General features: G+C 44.1%; 12 protein-coding genes. 7 read left to right on the forward strand and 5 right to left on the reverse strand.

Going from position 1 to position 19,815, the window contains the following annotated elements:
* The first annotated feature begins 39 nt into the window (after positions 1 to 39).
* Genes ACHLI0_RS11670 through ACHLI0_RS11680 form a run of 3 tightly spaced genes read left to right on the forward strand, consistent with a single transcriptional unit; the run spans position 40 to position 3,701 of the window.
* A complete protein-coding gene (locus ACHLI0_RS11670; protein ID WP_225719446.1) occupies positions 40 to 1,647 on the forward strand; it encodes a DUF4969 domain-containing protein in 1,608 nt (535 codons plus the stop codon).
* An 11-nt stretch (positions 1,648 to 1,658) separates the two neighbouring features.
* Positions 1,659 to 2,675, forward strand: coding sequence for a nucleoside hydrolase (locus ACHLI0_RS11675; protein WP_008765330.1), 1,017 nt, complete (start codon positions 1,659 to 1,661; stop codon positions 2,673 to 2,675).
* Positions 2,676 to 2,696: 21 nt separating this feature from the next.
* Positions 2,697 to 3,701, forward strand: coding sequence for a GRP family sugar transporter (locus ACHLI0_RS11680; protein ID WP_490749209.1), 1,005 nt, complete (start codon positions 2,697 to 2,699; stop codon positions 3,699 to 3,701).
* A 104-nt stretch (positions 3,702 to 3,805) separates the two neighbouring features.
* Here ACHLI0_RS11680 and ACHLI0_RS11685 read toward each other — a convergent pair whose 3' ends face one another.
* The 5 genes from ACHLI0_RS11685 to ACHLI0_RS11705 all read right to left on the reverse strand — a co-directional run bounded on the left by ACHLI0_RS11685 (position 3,806) and on the right by ACHLI0_RS11705 (position 10,531).
* Entirely contained in the window at positions 3,806 to 5,632 is a 1,827-nt protein-coding gene (locus tag ACHLI0_RS11685; protein ID WP_490749210.1) for an endonuclease/exonuclease/phosphatase family protein, read from the reverse strand.
* A gap of 90 nt (positions 5,633 to 5,722) precedes the next feature.
* Positions 5,723 to 7,276, reverse strand: coding sequence for an alkyl hydroperoxide reductase subunit F (gene ahpF, locus ACHLI0_RS11690; protein WP_490749573.1), 1,554 nt, complete (start codon positions 7,274 to 7,276; stop codon positions 5,723 to 5,725).
* 82 nt (positions 7,277 to 7,358) lie between these two features.
* Positions 7,359 to 7,925, reverse strand: a complete 567-nt coding sequence (gene ahpC, locus ACHLI0_RS11695) for an alkyl hydroperoxide reductase subunit C (protein ID WP_008761950.1) — start codon at positions 7,923 to 7,925, stop codon at positions 7,359 to 7,361.
* A gap of 182 nt (positions 7,926 to 8,107) precedes the next feature.
* On the reverse strand, positions 8,108 to 9,577 hold the full coding sequence (locus ACHLI0_RS11700) for a sodium:solute symporter family protein (protein ID WP_413555441.1): 1,470 nt from the start codon (positions 9,575 to 9,577) through the stop codon (positions 8,108 to 8,110).
* A gap of 24 nt (positions 9,578 to 9,601) precedes the next feature.
* Entirely contained in the window at positions 9,602 to 10,531 is a 930-nt protein-coding gene (locus ACHLI0_RS11705; protein ID WP_008765325.1) for a dihydrodipicolinate synthase family protein, read from the reverse strand.
* Between the two features lie 148 nt (positions 10,532 to 10,679).
* Between ACHLI0_RS11705 and ACHLI0_RS11710 the strand changes: the two genes are divergently transcribed.
* From ACHLI0_RS11710 to ACHLI0_RS11725, 4 genes are all read left to right on the forward strand, one after another.
* Positions 10,680 to 11,204 (forward strand): NUDIX hydrolase, encoded by a 525-nt coding sequence (locus tag ACHLI0_RS11710; protein ID WP_258973392.1) that lies wholly within the window; start codon positions 10,680 to 10,682, stop codon positions 11,202 to 11,204.
* Positions 11,205 to 11,495: 291 nt separating this feature from the next.
* A complete protein-coding gene (locus ACHLI0_RS11715) occupies positions 11,496 to 14,507 on the forward strand; it encodes a tetratricopeptide repeat protein (RefSeq protein ID WP_490749211.1) in 3,012 nt (1,003 codons plus the stop codon).
* A gap of 12 nt (positions 14,508 to 14,519) precedes the next feature.
* Positions 14,520 to 16,244, forward strand: coding sequence for a TonB-dependent receptor (locus tag ACHLI0_RS11720; protein ID WP_490749212.1), 1,725 nt, complete (start codon positions 14,520 to 14,522; stop codon positions 16,242 to 16,244).
* A 387-nt stretch (positions 16,245 to 16,631) separates the two neighbouring features.
* Positions 16,632 to 19,805, forward strand: a complete 3,174-nt coding sequence (locus tag ACHLI0_RS11725) for a SusC/RagA family TonB-linked outer membrane protein (RefSeq protein WP_490749213.1) — start codon at positions 16,632 to 16,634, stop codon at positions 19,803 to 19,805.
* Positions 19,806 to 19,815 lie beyond the last annotated feature (10 nt).

The following is a 19,815-nucleotide window of genomic DNA, read 5'->3' on the forward strand; positions in this document are numbered from 1 at the left end:
AATCTACTAATTTAACAAAGACCAATTATGTATAAAAGAATGATAATACTAACTTACGCACTGGTTTTCTTTTCATTATTCGCAACAGCTTGTTCTGACAATAATAATGAAACATACGTCGAACCAATACTTTCTCAAATAGAAGTAAGTAAACTAGTGACTGAGAACAACAAAACATATGTTTCTGTTGACGGTAAACCTTTTCCGTTTCTTGGTGCACAAATACGCCTTGATGCCCTTCTCAATTGTGACAAGATGACTATTAATGAAGTGGAAAACTACTTCAAGAAAGCTCAGGAACTGGGACTAAATTGTGTGCAAATTCCAATTTCATGGAATATGGTAGAGCCTAAAGAAAACAAGTACGACTATAGTATCGTAAACTCAATCTTGCAGTTCGTCAACAAGTATAATCTGAAAATGGAATTACTTTGGTTCAGTACCAATATGGTAGGAGATTCATTCTCCTATCTGATACCTCAATATGTGCTTCAAGAATATAACAAAAGGCTAAGCCGGAATGATGAAGGTAATTTTTGGAATTATTATGGCTATCAATACACCATGATTCTTGATGACGAATGGGTGCTGGAAAGAGAAACCAAAGCCATTACCGCCTTATTTAACCACATCCGGTACTGGGATTCTCAAAATGGAGACAAGCACCCCGTTATATCAGCGCAGATCCATAATGAACCTGATGCCTTAATGCGCTGGAGAATCGACCAAAAAGATTTAAAATATCGGGATGGGACTCCTCTAAGCAAAGAGAAAGCCTGGACAATGATCACAAATGCATTAAATACTGTAGGAAAAGCTGTAAAAAACAGTTCTTACAAAGTAGTAACTCGTGTCAACCTAATTTACGGTGATGGTATTAACCCATTTCCAGAGGCAACCAATGCTCGCCCCAAAGATGTATTCGATCTTCAAGGCATTGATTTCATTGGTGTTGATGCTTATAAAGATAATATTAAACATCTCAAAAATGAAGTCATGGCATATGCATCAATTGCTGGAAATTATGCGTTGGTTGCCGAGAACAAAGGTAGTTATGCAAACAGTCCAAGTCTTATATTGACATCTTTTGCATTAGGAGGAGGCTATGATATTTACGATTTGGCTACCAGTAACTTCTTTATCAACAATACTACCGAACCGGACCAAATTGACCACGGAATTTATACATGGGATTTACAAGAAAAAGAGTTTACACCTCCTACTCGTAGTCTCATAAAAGGCTTGGCGGCAGCTTATATAGACGTTGCCAAAGTAAAACCAGAGAATTTTGCGGCATTTAATATCAACGATAATCAGCCAAAAGACAAATTAGAACAACTAATATGTACTACTGGAGCACAAATCACATTCCAGACAAATAATGCTTCTTTAGGTTTTGTATTAGATATGCACAATTATTTACTGATTTATAGTTTGAATGACTCTCAATTCAAACTAGAGAATGGTAAATTTGGAGAAACCATTTCCGGAAGATATGATGTAAATGGCACATTTACCAAAGAAGGAACTGCAACTTTAGAAAATCAGACTCTCCATGCTAAAGGAGGCGTACTTTATAAAGTAAATTATTCCTCGCAACAATCATTAACCAGCAATACAATTGAGAATATTGGAAATAACTTATAAAAAACCAAGATATGTTCAAATATATAGCAATCATTCTAATAACCGTCTCTTTATTCTGTTCCTGTGCACAACAGAAAGAGACTACTTCTGCAATTCCTGTCATACTCGACACGGATGTTGGAAATGATATCGATGATGTTTTAGCCATGCAAATGCTGCTTAATTATGAGAAAAAAGGAAAAATTGATTTGCTAGGTATCACTATAAGCAAGTGTAATCCTTATTCACTGGAATATATTGACGCTTATTGTCGTTTCAACGACAAATACGACATACCTTTAGGTTATGCTTATAATGGGATGAATACAGACGACGGACATTATCTCCGCCAAACACTGGATACTATTATTGACAACAATAAAATATTACATCCAAAAAGAAGCCTAAAAGATCATATTCCAGAAGGATATAAACTGTTGCGTAAATTGCTGGCAGAGCAAGAAGATCATTCTGTGGTATTTATAGCCTTAGGCCCGGAAACAAATCTAGCCCGTTTGCTTATCTCGGAAGCAGATGAATACAGCGAGCTGGATGGAAAAGCCTTGGTAGCACAAAAGGTAAAATTACTATCTGTCATGGGAGGACTCTATGGTAATGAATTCGACTTCCCTGAATGGAACATTGTTAATGATCTGAATGCAGCCCAAATTACTTTCAAAGAATGGCCTACTCCAATTATTGCCAGCGGATGGGAACTAGGAAACAAGATTCGATATCCTCATCAAAGTATATTAAATGATTTTGCCGACAGTTATAAACATCCTCTGTGCGTATCATATAAAATATATCAGGAAATGCCATATGACAGAGAAACATGGGATTTGACATCCGTGATACAAGCCATAGAACCGGACAATAATTATTTCAATTTATCCGAGAAGGGAACAATCACCATAGACAGTATCGGACAAAGTCTTTTTTCTCCTTCTGAAAGCGGTAAACACCAATATCTCACTATTCAAGGGGAAGAAAATATTCGGGCAACCCGCAACGCACTTATAAGACAAGTGACAGGAAAAGAAAATTGAAACCTTAAAAAAAAGATCATTATGTATATAGTCAATAGTTACACCTTAGCTATTATCTTCTGCTTTATCACAATGATATGCTGGGGATCGTGGGGAAATACCCAAAAACTGGCCAGTAAGAATTGGCGTTATGAACTTTATTATTGGGACTACACCATCGGCATCTTGCTGTTCGCCTTACTTCTGGTATTCACACTAGGAAGTTTCGGAGATTCGGGAAGAGGTTTTCTGGAAGACATCCAACAAGTGGAAGCGGCATATATTGCCAGTGCACTTATCGGAGGAGTTATTTTCAATGCTTCCAATATTCTCCTTTCCGCCTCAGTATCCATTGCCGGAATGGCGGTAGCTTTTCCATTGGGAGTAGGACTGGCATTGGTATTGGGAGTATTCATTAATTATTTCAGCACCCCCAAAGGAGATCCGTTCTGGCTATTCACAGGAGTCGTGCTGATTGTTATCGCCATCATTTGCAACGGTATTGCAGCCGGTAAGAATCAAAAGGCGGGAACCAATAATAGCAAAAAGGGAATTATTCTTGCTGCTATTGCCGGTATACTGATGTCATTCTTTTACCGGTTTGTCGCCGCTGCCATGGATTTGAACAATTTTGAATCACCGACAGCAGGAATGGCAACTCCTTATACCGCATTCTTCATCTTTGCTATCGGAATCTTCCTAAGCAACTTCCTCTTCAATACACTTGTGATGAAGCGTCCGTTCGTCGGTTTACCCGTCACTTACAAGGAATACTTTACCGGAAAAGCGAGTACACACATGGTAGGAATTCTCGGAGGATGCATCTGGGGATTAGGTACGGCATTAAGCTACATTGCCGCAGGAAAAGCGGGAGCAGCCATTTCCTATGCACTTGGACAAGGAGCACCGATGATTGCTGCTCTTTGGGGTGTTTTCATCTGGAAAGAATTTACCGGTAGCTCCAAAGCGACAAACAGACTTTTGGGAGTCATGTTTATATTATTCATTTTGGGCCTGACATTCATTGTCATCTCAGGAGGAAGCTAAAATAAAAAAGAGGTAAAGGAACTATAGGTATTATCAACATAAATAAATCACCCCAAAAGTTTAGTATCTAACTTTTGGGGTGAAATTCAATTCCATTACATTATTCAGACCGTTATATCCAACAAAGTTTCTCCCTTTGCATCCAACACCCTGACTCTGAGTTCTTCCTTCCTCTTCTCAAGAATCATCACGGTAGCACTTTCCAACTTATATCCTCCACCTATAATAACCGGAAAATGATTCCCTAATTCACCTTTCGGGTGATAAGCATACTTATGAGTATGAGCATTCAGACAGATATCAAAAGGAGCTTTTTCCAGCAGTTTAGTCCATAGTTCAGCACAAAGATTCTTTCCATCATTACCATAAAGAGGGATATGATGCAGGAGGATACGTTTCTTCGCTTTCTTAAATTCTTTGGCAGCCAGTTCTTTCTTCAGAAAACCGACCTGTTCGTTACGTAACTGGGTGAAATCATTCAAATCATAATAGACCCAATGATCGTCTGTTTTGTCTTCTCCACAGTCCAGCATGACAATACGGGTATCTCCCCAGTTGAAAGAGCCATAAGTCTTGTCACCTACATAATCGAAATGGTCACGCAAACCGATAGAATAAGCGTTCCGGATTTCGTGATTCCCCCGCATAAAGAAAGTCGGGATACAATCTCCGCGCACTCCTTCGGTCAGTTCGCTAATAAAGGCAGTTGCCTGATCATGACTTGCCGGGTCGTCTACACAGTCACCGTTGAAAACAACAAAATCATAGTCAATATCTTGAATTTGCCTGCACAAAGCCCGGAAGGTATGGGTATGCTGATGCAGATCATTGAACACAACAGCAGTAAAAGAATCCGTACCGGTTACAGGCAACGTAAATTCACTGAAAGCAGAACGGGCAGTACTTCCGAAAACTTTCTTATATGCCTGATAAAGCAACATTTCTTGTGAACAGACACGATAATAATACTTTTGACCGGGCTGTAAATCATCCAGCCGTATTTTATGTAACTTGTTATTGCAGACTACCTGTCCGTCAACAATAGTACGCGCACGTTTTAATTGAGTCGTATCCGTACCGTATTCTACCCAACAATAAGCAGGAACGGTAGTTTCCCACATCACGGTCATTCCATTTCCAACCGGATTCTGCAAATAAGGTTTAGTACGGAATATCTTATCCGCCTTTTCGGCAGTACGCAATTCCACAACAATAGGACGATGATCGGATGCTACAGGTTCATTCACCACTTCCGAAGAGACGACGGCAAATCCTTTATCATTCTGCTTAAAAGCCGCCACGTAATCGATAGTCTCCTTTGGGGCGGGAGCAGGAAAAGTATGCTGTTTGGGATTAGAGAGTATCCGGAATTCTTTCTGCAACTCTTTGATAAAATCCGATTCCGGCTCCGCATTCATGTCTCCTGCCAAAAAAAGAGGCTTTTTATAGGAAGCAGCAAAAGTTTTCAGAATCTCCAATGACTTCATCCGGTCTTCTTCCGTAAGGGATAAATGAGTGCAACAGTAAATATAATCTTCAAACTCCGCTAAGATCAATGCACGGGCTTCTTCCCTGCCGGGCAGAGCTATAGTCTGCAAGTGAAGCGGAGCTTTCTTTGACAGCAGACCGATTCCGTATTTTCCGCCATCATAATCTATAGCCGGAGCAAAGCAGGCATACATCTGTGTCCGCTCGGCTATCTCACCTAATACATATTTCTGATTACTCCGATTGGTCACGCTGTCTACTTCCTGCACGGCTACCACATCGGGAGAAGCGTTATTAATCACATTTGCAATACGCTGGAAGTCACAGACACCATCCATGCCTGTTGCATTTTTGATGTTATAGGTCATCAGTCTCAACATATGCTGAGCCTGCACCGGAACAATTAACAAGATCGCGGAAATCAGTAAGAATATCTTTTTCATGTTTCTCATTGGGGGTTAAATATTAGAATCACAAAGGTAAGAAAAAAATAAAAGCCACAAGAGACTTTTTACAATCTCTGTGGCCATTACTTATACAATCAGCCCCCGCACGCGGTCATCAAAGGCAGAAAGGGCAGCTTTCGCACCTTCGCCCATAGAAATAATAATCTGTTTGTAAGGTACGGTCGATACGTCTCCGGCTGCATAGATTCCCGTCACATTGGTACGGCAATGCGCATCGATGACAATTTCACCCGGTCGGTTTGTTTCCACAATATCACGGAAAACGCTGCTATTGGCGGAAAGTCCGATCTGCACGAATACTCCGTCCAGTTCTACCAGACGTTCTTCTTCCGTCTTACGGTCTTTGATGCGCAAGGCTGTCAGTTTATCGCCATTACCGATCACTTCCGTTGTTTGCGAACTCACGAATACTTCCACATTCGGCAAAGATTTAAGTCTTTCCTGAAGGACATTATCCGCTTTCAGTTCATCCATAAATTCAAAGACGGTGACTTTAGAACAGATACCTGCCAAGTCAATGGCTGCCTCGATGCCGGAGTTTCCACCACCCACTACCGCAACATGCTTTCCTTTATAGAAAGGACCGTCGCAATGAGGACAGAAAGCGACTCCACGCCCGATATAATCGTTCTCGCCGGGAACATTTAGCTTCCGCCAGCTTGCACCTGTAGCGATAATCAATGCAGGAGCAATGAATTTCTCTCCTACGGAAGTAGTCACCAGTTTATCTTTTCCGGCAAGTTCTACCTTTTCTATCTTACGCTGTTCCAACAAATCTACAGGATAACGCAGAAGATGCGTTTTCAGATTATCGGCAAGTTCACTTCCCGTTGTTTCGGGAACCGAAATCAGATTCTCAATGCCTACCGTCTCTTTCACCTGTCCGCCGACACGCTCGGCAACAATCGCCACGCGTAAGCCTTTACGGGCAGAATAGATGGCTGCCGATACTCCGGCAGGACCGCCACCGGCTACGATAACATCGTATTCCTTCACTTCCGTCTCCGCCTTGGTTTCATCAATGCCGTATTGCGCTTCCAATTTAGCAAGCAATTCACCGAATTCGCCACGACCTACATGGAGCAGTTTCCCATCGGCAAATACAGAAGGTACGCCTTGTATCTTCAAGGCATCCACTTCATCCTGATACAGTGCACCGTCAACCATTTCATGAGTAATGAAAGGATTCAGTGTGGTCATTGCATTCAATGCCTGGACTACATCCGGACAGTTGGTACAAGTCAGTGAGACATAGGTCACTAAGTGTATCGGCCCCTTCAAGGCTTTCACACGGTTGCAGACAGCCTCATCCGGAAAATTCTTTCCCTTACCGTCCAGATTCAGGATAGCGAGTAATAAAGAAGTAAACTCATGTCCGTTGGGGATAGCACGGAAAGTAATTCCTGTAGGTTTGCCATTCTTTCCTATCGTAAATTTAAGTCCGCTTCCTTCATTTACCATACAAGTGATGTGATCGGAACATTCGGCTACATCGCTCAGCAATTCCAGCAATTCGGCACGGCTTTCATGACTGGCTGATACGGATATATCAAAGGTAAAGTCAGCCTCCAGTCCGGCAAAAATACCTTTAAGTTGTTCTTTTAATGCAGGTTCTAACATCTCTCTTTCTCCTTTCATTCTTTTAAAAGAAGGGCCGGCAGCGTCTCCGTTACCGGCCCTTCACACACATTATCAAGATCTATCAAATCTTACCGACAAGGTCAATGCTTGGCTTCAGAGTAGATTCGCCCTTCTTCCATTTAGCCGGACAAACTTCTCCGTCGTGCGTAGCCACAAACTGTGCAGCTTCTACTTTGCGAAGCAATTCGCTGGCGTCACGACCAATATTGTTATCATTCAGTTCCACCACTTTAATCTTTCCTTCCGGGTTTACGACGAATGTACCGCGGTAAGCCATACCTTCTTCTTCGATATATACACCCAGTGCACGGCTCAAAGCGCCTGTCGGGTCTGCCAGCATCGGGTATTTGATCTTACGGATACTTTCGGAAGCATCATGCCAGGCTTTGTGTACGAAATGCGAGTCAGTACTTACCGAGTAGATTTCCACGCCCATTTCCTGGAACTGAGCATATTTGTCAGCCATGTCTACCAATTCTGTCGGACATACAAATGTAAAGTCGGCAGGGTAGAAGAAAAGGATTGCCCATTTACCTTTCAGGTCGTTGTTGGTTACTGTCTTGAAAGCTCCGTTTTGAAAAGCCTGAACACTGAATTCAGGAAGTTGAGAATTTAAAATTGGTTCCATACTCTTTATTGCTTTTATTGTTATTAATTGATTTGACTTATAACATCAGAAACATCGTTTTGTTTCTTGTTTCTGATGCAAAGATAAAGGCGGAAACCCCGCCTTTGCAAAAAAAGTCCAATCGAATAATTCTATCGGATAATAGATGAAACCAATATGCCTGCCAGTGAAGCTACCTTCTTCTACTTCTTTGTTTTCAGCAAACGCATACTAAGAAAGCCTGCCAGAAAGATAACGATGGTTCCGAAGACAATGGTCAGGTTAGCATGAAACGGGCTTGCATATTCGCTCATGAAACCATCTTTAAAGAAGATAGGAGACAAGCTCATCCAGACGACAACGATAATGCCACAGATGACTCCCAAAACGGCGTCAACATTCCGCGCCTTCTTTGAAATATACCCCAGCAGGAAGAGTCCCAGCATACCACCGCTGAAGATGGAGGACAAAGCCCACCAGGCATCCAGCGCACTCTCTACATTCAGAAATGCCAGCGCTACGAAAATACCGATTATTCCGATCAGTACATTCGAAACATACAAGGCTCTCACCGATTGTTTTTCTGTCGGTTTTTTATTTATATAACGGGCATAATAGTCCGTCAGAATGATAGTAGCCGAACTTGTAATGCTTGTAGCCACCGTACTCATTCCCGCCGCAAAAATGGAGGCGATCAATAATCCGGTAAGTCCGGTCGGAAGCGCATGTACAATAAAATAAGGAAAGACCGCATCCCCCTCGACTCCTGCCGGAAGCAGTTCCGGAAACGTCTTGTAATATGCATACAATGCCGTACCTATCATAAAGAACACCGCAGAAACCGGAATAAACAAATAACCTCCGAAGAGAGCGGAAAACTTAGCCTGTTTATCACTTTTTGCCGTCAAATAACGCTGTACGTAGTTCTGATCGATACCATAATTCTGTAGATTGATAAATATACCGTAAATAAGGCATACCCAGAAAGTAGACTCGGTCAGACTGCTGCCGAAACTTCCCAAACTGAATTTCTGGTCAGTAATGGCTATCTGAAATACCTGTGCAGGCCCTTCGGGCATTTTAAACATCAGCACACAAAGGCAGGCTATCGCACCACCAATCAGAATAAATCCCTGAATTGCCTCCGTCCATATCACAGCTTTCAGACCACCCAGCATTGAATAGGCAATAATGGCAACGCTGGTTACTGCGATAATCATCTTGATATCCCATCCCAGCAGGGCATTCATAGGCAACGCGAGCAGATACAGAATAGAACCCATCCGGGCAACCTGCGTCAAAAGATAACACGATGACGCATATACACGCGCCCAGGGGCCAAAGCGTTCTTCCAGAAAACTGTAAGCCGATACGCTTCCGATAGAACGATAAAAGGGTACAAAGTATTTAGCAGCAAAATACGAGGCTATCGGAATGGACAAGCTGAATACAAAAGCATTCCAATCGGACATATAGGCCTTGCCCGGATAAGCCAGATAACTGATACTACTTACATACGTTGCGAAAATAGACATTCCCACAACCCAACCCGGAAGGGAACGTCCTGCCGAAGTAAATTCCTCCGACGAACGTTTCTTGTTGAAGAAAGAGCAGCCGAAGACAACAACTCCCCCCGTGAAGAATAAAAAGATAATAATGTCGAGAATAGACATAGCCGTTCATTTTTTCTTGATTAATTACCTGAGCACTACATCAACTCCCAAATTTTGAAGCGCTTTCCATATTTTTCCTCTTTCCCGTTGTTCGAACTTATGGAAAGGCGCAGCCACATAATCGCTGCATATTCCGAGTAGACTGAGAGCACATTTCAGACCTTTCAGGTAACTGGACCCATGTTGCCCTACCGTATATATCGTAGCACTGATTTGCATTACTTTTTCCTGCAAACGTCTCACTTCTTCCATATCTGCATTCTTCGCGGCGTTGTATAAGCTCACATACAATTCGGGGAACATATTCGCACCACCGTTTACGCCGCCATGAGCCCCCAGCAGTACGGACTCTGCCATAATTTCTTCCGGTCCCACCAGCATCGAGAAATCCGGATTGTCTTTCATGGCATACATCACCGACTGGAAATAAACCGTATTTGCCGAACTGTCTTTAAAACCGATTACGCCGGGATTCTCCGCTATCCGCTGAATCGTAGCCGGCGCAAAGTTCACCTTTGTATGAGTCGGCATATTATACAAGAATAATGGTAACGGCAACTGAGGCAGCAGATGCTCATAAAACTCGATCAGTTCGGGCTGACCTGTCGCAAAGTAGTAAGGAGGAGCGGAAACGACGGCATCGGCTCCATGATCTGCCGCAAGGCAGGCAAGGTTCACACTCTCCACAATCGAAGTATCGGAAATACATACCAATACCGGCAGCCGTCCTTTCGCTATGCGGCAGGTATTTTTAATCATTTCTACCCTCAATTTATAACTGAGGCTCTGTGATTCACCGGTAGTTCCCAACACAAAAAGAGCATGTACTCCCCCTGCTATCAGATGTTCGATCAATCTTTGCAATCCTTCCACATCCAGCACATCATCGTCCAGCAAGGGAGTTACCAACGGAGGAATAATTCCTGATAAAGGAATATTCATTTTGTTATTCATAGTCTGATTCTTTTAATTTGTATATGATTGTTATTAATGATACTAATAAGACGGGGTATTTAGCATTTTGTAATCACATTATTCCATATCTGAAGAAAAGATTTTATATTTTTGTCGGCAAACAATCTATTATATAAAATCAGTTATGATGAAACATCCTCTTACCCAATTCCTGTACTGTCCCGAATGCGGTTCTCCGCACTTCGAAGTGAACAACGAGAAGTCTAAGAAATGCACAGACTGCGGCTTTGTTTATTATTTCAATCCGTCTTCCGCTACCGTGGCACTGATTCTGAATGAAAAGAAGGAACTGCTGGTCTGCCGCCGTGCCAAAGAACCGGCCAAAGGGACACTCGACCTTCCCGGAGGATTTATCGACATGAACGAAACGGGAGAAGAAGGGGTAAGCAGGGAAGTATGGGAGGAAACAGGATTGAAGGTAGAAAAAGCGACCTATCAGTTCTCCCTGCCGAACATTTATATCTATTCCGGCTTTCCCGTTCATACGCTCGATATGTTCTTTCTCTGTACCGTAAAAGACATGAGCCATTTCTCGGCAATGGATGACGTGGCAGATTCTTTCTTTTTGCCATTATCGGATATACGTCCGGAAGATTTCGGGCTGGATTCCATTCGGCGGGGACTTGTACAGTTTCTGGCTCAACACAGTTAACTAAAGGGGGCACTAAACTTTTGGGTATCAGAAAACGTTTTAAATGAGGAAAATACTAAGATTCGTATTATCTTTGTAACCGCCATTAATTATAAAACAACAATCACATGAAATTCAACATCAGACTTAATTACTCTCATCAGGAAGATGAAAAAGAGTCCCAAAAGAATAAGTATTTCGGATTCAAAATGGATGAGAGATAATTTACATAAAGATTTAAATGATTATAAAATAACTTTCAAAGGGTTTTCGTTGGAAGATATAGTCGTATTTTTGTCAAAACACTAGATTATGAAGAAAAGAATTTCACGAATTATCTGCACCTTGTTGTGTTGTGCACCAATTGCCATCTCCGCACAGACAAGCGAAAAGATAACCTCTCCTGTCAACCTTTATAAAGAAGGGAAAGAGCTTTTCCAGGAAAAAAATTATGCAGCCGCCATACCTGCATTGAAAGCATTTGTAAAGCAAAAGCCAACAGCAAGTCTCCTTCAGGACGCAGAATATATGTTAGTCAGTTCAGCTTATGAACTGAAAGACAAAAACCGCATCGAGTTACTGCGCAAGTACCTTGACTGTTATCCGGATACTCCCTACGCCAACCGAATCTATTCGCTGCTGGCTTCCTGCTACTTCTACGAAGGGAAATATGATGAGGCCCTGGCACTCTTCAATTCTACCCGGCTCGATCTACTGGGAAATGAGGAGCGCGACGACCGCACCTACCAACTGGCAACCTGCTACATGAAGACTGATAATCTGAAAGAAGCCGCCATCTGGTTCGAAACGTTACGTGCCAGCAGTCCCAAATATGCAAAGGACTGCAGTTACTATCTCGCTTATATCCGCTACACTCAGAAGCGTTATGATGAAGCGTTGAAAGACTTCCTCCCTTTGCAGGACGACCCGAAGTACAAAGAACTCGTTCCTTACTACATAGCAGAAATCTATGCTATCAAAAAGAACTATGACAAGGCACAGATCGTAGCACAAAACTACCTGTCGGCCTATCCGAACAACGAGCACGCCGCCGAAATGTACCGCATTCTGGGAGACGCTTACTACCATTTCGGACAATATCACCAGGCAGTGGAAGCATTCACCGGCTATCTGGACAGAGATCACTCCGCTCCCCGCCGGGACGCACTTTATATGCTGGGACTCTCCTATTACCAGACAAAAGTCTACTCCAAAGCAGCCGAAATGCTGGGACAAGTGACGACCGCCAACGATGCCCTGACCCAGAATGCTTACCTGCACATGGGACTCTCTTACCTGCAACTGGCAGAAAAGAACAAGGCACGTATGGCGTTCGAACAGGCAGCCGCCTCCAACGCCAACCTGCAGATTAAGGAACAGGCCGCTTACAACTATGCACTTTGCCTGCACGAAACGTCCTACTCCGCTTTCGGTGAATCGGTTACTGCTTTTGAGAAATTTCTCAATGAATTCCCGACTTCTCCGTATGCCGAGAAAGTAAGCAACTATCTGGTAGAAGTTTATATGAATACCCGCAGCTACGAAGCTGCTTTAAAGTCAATCGAACGGATTGCCAAGCCGAGTGCACAGATCATGGAAGCCAAACAAAAGATTCTCTTCCAACTGGGTACACAGTCGTTTGCCAATGCCAATTTCGAACAGGCTCTCCAATATCTGAACCAGTCCATCGCCATCGGGCAGTACAACCGCCAGACAAAGGCGGACGCTTACTACTGGTGCGGAGAATCTTACTACCGCCTCAACCGGATGATGGAAGCCGCCCGCGATTTCAACGCTTATCTGCAACTGACCACGCAGCCCAATAATGAAATGTATGCGCTCGCCAACTACAACCTAGGATACATTGCTTTCCACCGCAAGGACTATACACAGGCAAGCAATTACTTCCAGAAGTATATCCAACTGGAAAAAGGCGAAAACAGAACAGCGCTTGCAGATGCCTACAACCGTATCGGAGACTGTCATCTGAATGTGCGCAACTTTGAAGAAGCCAAGCACTACTACTCGCAAGCCGAACAAATGAATACTCCTTCCGGCGATTACTCCTTCTATCAGCTGGCACTGGTATCCGGTTTACAGAAAGACTATACCGGCAAAATCACTCTTCTGAACAGACTGGTCGGCAAATATCCTTCTTCTCCATACGCAGTGAATGCCATCTACGAGAAAGGACGTTCTTATGTACTGATGGATAACAACGGTCAGGCTATTACCTCTTTCAAGGAATTGCTGGAGAAATATCCCGAAAGCCCCGTCAGCCGGAAAGCTGCGGCTGAAATCGGTTTGCTGTATTATCAGAACGGCAACTTCGAACAGGCAATCAATGCGTACAAACAAGTGATTGAGAAATATCCGGGCAGCGAAGAAGCCCGCCTGGCAATGCGCGATATGAAATCTATCTATGTAGATTTGAACCGTATCGATGAATTTGCGGCTTTAGCCAATGCGATGCCGGGACACATCCGCTTTGACGCCAGCGAACAGGACTCACTTACGTATGCGGCTGCCGAAAAGATTTATGCACGTGGCAGAACAGAAGAAGCCAAGAGCAGCCTTAATAAATATCTGCAAACTTTCCCAGAAGGAGCATTTAGCCTGAATGCACATTATTACCTCTGCCAGATTGGAAACGAGCAGAAGAATTATGATATGGTGCTCCTCCACTCCGGAAAATTGCTTGAATATCCGAATAATCCATTCGCAGAAGAAGCGCTGATCATGCGTGCGGAAGTACAGTTCAACCAGCAACAGATGGCGGAAGCCCTGGCAAGCTACAAGATGCTGAAAGAGAAAGCGACCAATGTAGAACGCCGCCAGCTTGCCGAAACCGGTATCCTGCGCTGTGCCTTCCTGCTGAGAGACGATGTGGAAACAATTCATGCAGCAACCGAGGTGCTGGCTGAAGCCAAGCTTAGTCCAGAACTGAAAAACGAAGCTCTTTATTATCGCGCAAAAGCTTATAAGAATCAGAAAGCGGACAAGAAAGCATTGGATGATTTCCGCGAACTGGCCAAGGATACCCGTAATTCTTATGGTGCCGAAGCTAAATACCAGGTTGCCCAAGCACTTTACGATGCCCAAGAATATGCGGCGGCAGAAAAAGAGCTGCTCAACTACATCGAACAGAGTACGCCACACGCTTATTGGCTGGCACGCAGCTTTGTCCTCCTGTCGGACGTATATGTCGCTATGGGTAAAGACCTCGACGCACGCCAGTATCTGCTGAGCCTGCAACAGAATTACCAAGGCAATGACGATATCGAGAGCATGATTGAAGACAGACTAAAGAAACTAAACAAGTAAAGATTGAAAAGTATGAAACGAACTCTTTATATAGCAGGAGGATTTACACTGGCATTTCTGATGCCGTTCAACCTTCAGGCACAGAATACTCAGCCGAAAGATACGACCATGAACCGCACGGTCGTCGTAGAACAGGAATATAATCCCGACATTCTGGATGCTTCCAAAGTGAATGTGCTGCCCAAAGTGGAAGAACCTACCGTCAGCAAAAAGGAAGTAGAATATGCCACTACTTTCTTCCCGGCTACCTCTATCCCTGCCGACCTGATGCGTCCCTATGTAGGAACGGAAGTGCAGCCCGGCAGCAAGCCCGGATATATACGCGCCGGATATGGAAACTACGGTAATCTGGATCTCCTTGCCAATTACCTGTTCCGTCTGTCGGACAGGGACAAGCTGAACGTCCGCTTTCAGATGGACGGAATGGATGGCAAACTGACTATGCCGGAAACAGACACGAAATGGAATGCTTATTATTACCGTACCCGCGCGAATATCGATTATATCCATCAGTTCAACAAGGTAGATTTCAACATCGCCGCTAATTTCGGACTCAGCAATTTCAACCTTTCTCCGGTTCAACCCGGCAAGCAGAAGTTTACTTCAGGAGACTTCCATCTGGGAGTAAAATCGACAGATGAAAATTATCCCATACAGTTCGAGGCGGAAACCAATCTGATGATGTACAACCGTCAGAACAATAACACTTTCTTTTTCAATGACAAAGTCGGAGAAACACAAGTGCATACCAAAGGATTGATCAGCGGCGCTATCAGCGACGAACAGAGCATCAACATCGGACTGGACATGCGTAATCTCATCTACAACAAAGACCTGAAGCTTGCTGACGCCCTCCAGGTATACGAGAACCGTACCGCTCTGGCACTGAATCCGCATTATAAACTCAGCAACGACAGCTGGAACCTGCGTGCAGGAGCCAATGTGGATCTCTCATTCGGTAGCGGTAAATCATTCCGCGTTTCTCCGGATGTAACAGCACAGTATATCTTCTCCGACAGCTACGTACTTTATGCACAAGCTACCGGAGGCAAGCTGGTCAACGATTTCCGCAGACTGGAAACGATCTGTCCTTATGCTTTGCCGGCAGGCCCTATTCTCGATACGTACGAACAGCTGAATGCAGCGATAGGATTTAAAGCGAGCCCTTATCCCGGATTATGGATCAATCTGTATGGCGGTTATCAGGATTTGAAAGACGATTTCTTTGAGGTGCAGGAGGAAATGGATTACAACAACAATCCCTCACTTCCCGATGGTGATGGTCAGGGAGAGAACACTCCGTCTCCGGTTACAGCACATCAATATCTGAATCTGGAATTCAGCAATGCCAACAACTTCTACGCCGGTATGAAGATCAGCTATGAATACAAAGACCTCATTGCATTGTCCGCTGCTGGAACTTACCGTAACTGGGATGCGAAAGAAAAATACAGCCTATATATGAAGCCTGCCTGCGAGATTAATTTCAGCGCAGACTTCCGCCCGATCACAGGACTGAATATCAATCTCGGTTACGATTATATCGGACGCACAAAGGTAGAAGGCATTAAAGCCGCAGCTGTCAGCGACCTGCATACCGGAGCCAGCTATAATGTGTTCAAAGGAGTATCCGTGTATGCCCGGATTAATAATATCCTCAATAAGAAATACCAGTATTATCTGGGCTATCCTACAGAAGGTCTTAACTTCCTGGGAGGATTAAGCTTCAGCTTCTAGACAAGACATATTCTCCAAAGAGAAGAACCAATCAGATGCCCATCCTGTTATTGCCTATGTGCAATATAACAGGATGGGCTTTTTCATTGTTCCTTACAAAGCCCCCTTTTCCATCCCGTCTATAATTTTGTATCAAGGTCTACCCATTTGTTACAGATAGTGTTTCTAGCTATTTGTGCACCTAATTTGGTGAATATTGCACGTCCATTTTTCACATCGCCCCTAATTTTGCATCATCATTAAAAGATAAATGAAGTTAACCTTATTGCACATAAGCAAAGGATATATTTAGAAACTGAAGAGAAAATAAAGAGAATAAAAGTCACCCCCAACCCGGTTGACCTAACTATAAACTAAATATATTATTAACCTATCAAATTAAACAGTATGAGAAACGCGCTCAATTTAAGATTCTGCTTTCTTGTTACGTTTCTTTTATTCATACCGTTGATGTATGCCTTGCCCCCGGAAGGTATCACAATTAAGGGTAGAGTAACGGATGAAACACTCAAAGAAGGCGTTCCCGGAGCTAATGTGACTGTGAAAGGCACGAGCATTGGGACAATCACAGACTTTGACGGTAACTTTACGATCGTTGCCCCAAACAAAAAATCCGTATTGAACATTTCCTTTATCGGGTATGTAACCCAGGAAATCGTGGTCGGAGACAGAACAATCATCAATGTTTCCTTAAAAGAAGATGCACAGAACCTCGGTGAAGTGGAAGTTGTAGCTATCGCCTACGGTAATCAGGACAAGCGCATGCTTACCAGTGCCGTCTCCTCCATCGACAACAAAGAGCTGATCAAATCTCCGGCAACAAGTATCACGAACCTCCTCGCAGGAGCATTGCCGGGTGTATCTTCCGTACAGACTACCGGACAACCAGGTAAAGATGCTGCTGCCATCTACGTACGTGGCGTCGGTTCATTAAATGATTCACAATCCAAGCCCTTGGTCTTGGTAGACGGAATAGAACGTGAGTTTTCACAAATCGACCCGAACGAAATCGAAAGTATTTCAGTATTGAAAGACGCCTCTTCCACCGCTGTATTCGGAGTAAGAGGTGCTAATGGCGTTGTATTGATCACCACCCGAAGAGGTAAAGCAGGCAAAACGCAGATTTCCGCCAGCACCAAACTGGGTCTGCAACAACCCATCTCACTGGTAGAGCAGACCGGAAGTTACGAGTTCGCACGCTTCTGGAATATGAAGCAGGAGATGGACCACGTTACGAATCCTAAGTTATACTTCACTCCGGAACAGGTAGAAGCCTATCGTACCGGCTCAGACCCGATCATGTATCCCAGTATGGACTGGAAGAAGTATATCTTCAATAATGTTTATCTTCAAAGCCAGAACAACCTAAACATCTCCGGCGGTAGCGATAATGTACGATACTTCATCTCAGTAGGTTATACTTATCAGAACGGACTTCTGAAAGAACTTCCCGGACAGATGTACGACAACAACTATCGTTACAACCGCTATAACTACCGTGCCAATATCGATGCCAATCTAACCAAGACCACTTCAATGAAACTCGGTGTCGGTGGTGTTTTAGGTAAGATACAGGAACCGCGCAGCGTTGTTTCGGGTACGGGAGAAGACCAAAACCCCTGGGTAATCGCACAGATCTGGTCACATCCGTTTGCCGGACCGGGATTTATCAACGGAGTACGTACACTGATTCCTAAAGATATGGTTCCGCTGGGAGAAGTGATGCGTGACGGTATGTTCGTATTCTACGGACAAGGTTACAATCAAACGTATGACACGACATTGAATCTGGATTTGGACATCACACAGAAACTGGACTTTATCACTCCGGGACTGAGCGTTTCCGTGAAAGGTGCTTACGATAATAAATTCAAACTGGAAAAAGTACGTACGGGAGGCGCCATCGAAGCGCAGACTGTGTACTACAAATCATACTTTGACACCAACGGTACGATGTCACAGACCGATCCCGACTACGATAAGTCACTTATCTATGTACCCAGCGGCAGCGATACTCCGCTCACTTACTCGGAAAGCAGCGGACGCGGACAGAACTGGTATCTGGAAGGACGTATCAACTATGACCGTACATTCGGCGACCACAGAATATCCGGTCTGTTCCTTTACAATCAGTCGCGTAACTATTATCCGGACAGCTACACTTATCTGCCCCGTAACTACGTAGGATTGGTAGGACGTGCTACTTATGCCTATCAAAGCAAATATCTGCTCGACGTAAACGTCGGCTACAACGGTTCGGAGAACTTTGCTCCGGGCAGCACACGTTTCGGTGTATTCCCTTCCTTCTCTGCCGGCTGGATCGCAACTGCCGAGAAGTTTATGGAAAACCAGAAAATCGTAGACTACCTGAAACTCAGAGCATCCTGGGGACGTGTAGGTAATGACAAGGGAGTAGACTCACGCTTTATGTACATGCCTGCCGTATGGGGATCATCAGGCAGTTACAGCTTCGGTGTGGACAATCCGATTTCCCAATCGGCAGCAGCCATCTCACGTATGGGTAATCCGGCAGTAACCTGGGAAACAGCCGACAAGCAGAACTATGGTATCGACCTTAAATTCTTCAACAGCCGCCTGTCCGCTACCTTCGACTACTTTATCGAACACCGCACAGGTATTCTGATCTCTCCGGAATCGACTCCAAGCATCATCGCAACCGCACTGCCTAACCTGAACATTGGTAAGGTAGACAACCACGGTTACGAAGTTTCTCTTGGCTGGCGCGATAAGATCGGAAAAGACTTCAATTATTATGTGAATGCCAACGTATCTTTCGCACGCAACAAAATCCTCTATATGGACGAAGTGCCCAAGCAATTCTCTTATATGAACCAGACCGGTGGCTCTACCGGACGCCAGACCGGAGTATACAACTACATCCGTCTCTATCAGTACAGCGACTTCATCACCGGAGCCGACGGCGAACTGATCTTAAAGCCGGAACTGCCTCAGCCTTATCAGAAGGTGTATCCGGGTGACGCCATGTATGCCGACCTCAATGGAGACCACATCGTGGACGGTAATGACAAGAGCGTAGCAGGTTATGCTACCCGTCCGGAATACGTTTTCGGTATGAATATGGGATTCGACTGGAAAGGATTCAACTTCACCATGCAATGGGTAGGTTCCAAGAACGTTAACAGAATGTATGACATCGAATACCGTATCCCCTATACGAATGCCGGAAAGCGTGGTTTGCTGACCTACTTCTACGACGGTTGCTGGACTCCGGAAAACCAACTGGGAGCTACTTATCCGCGCCCGTCGGAAGAATCGGAAAGCTGGAACTCCGAACCTTCTACCCTCTGGTTGGTAGATGCTTCCTATCTCCGCTTGAAGAGTCTGAGCTTCGGTTATACCATCACCGGAAAGAAATTCCTGAAGAAACTGGGCCTCAGCTCACTCGGATTAAACTTCAGCGGCTACAACCTGCTGACCTTCTCACCGCTTAAATATCTTGATCCGGAAAGTGATCCTAACCGATTCGGAGATTATCCGCTGATCAAAGTATATAGCTTCGGTTTAAATCTTAACTTCTAAAAAACGACTG

This window comes from Bacteroides sp. RCH18 (genome assembly GCF_058231005.1).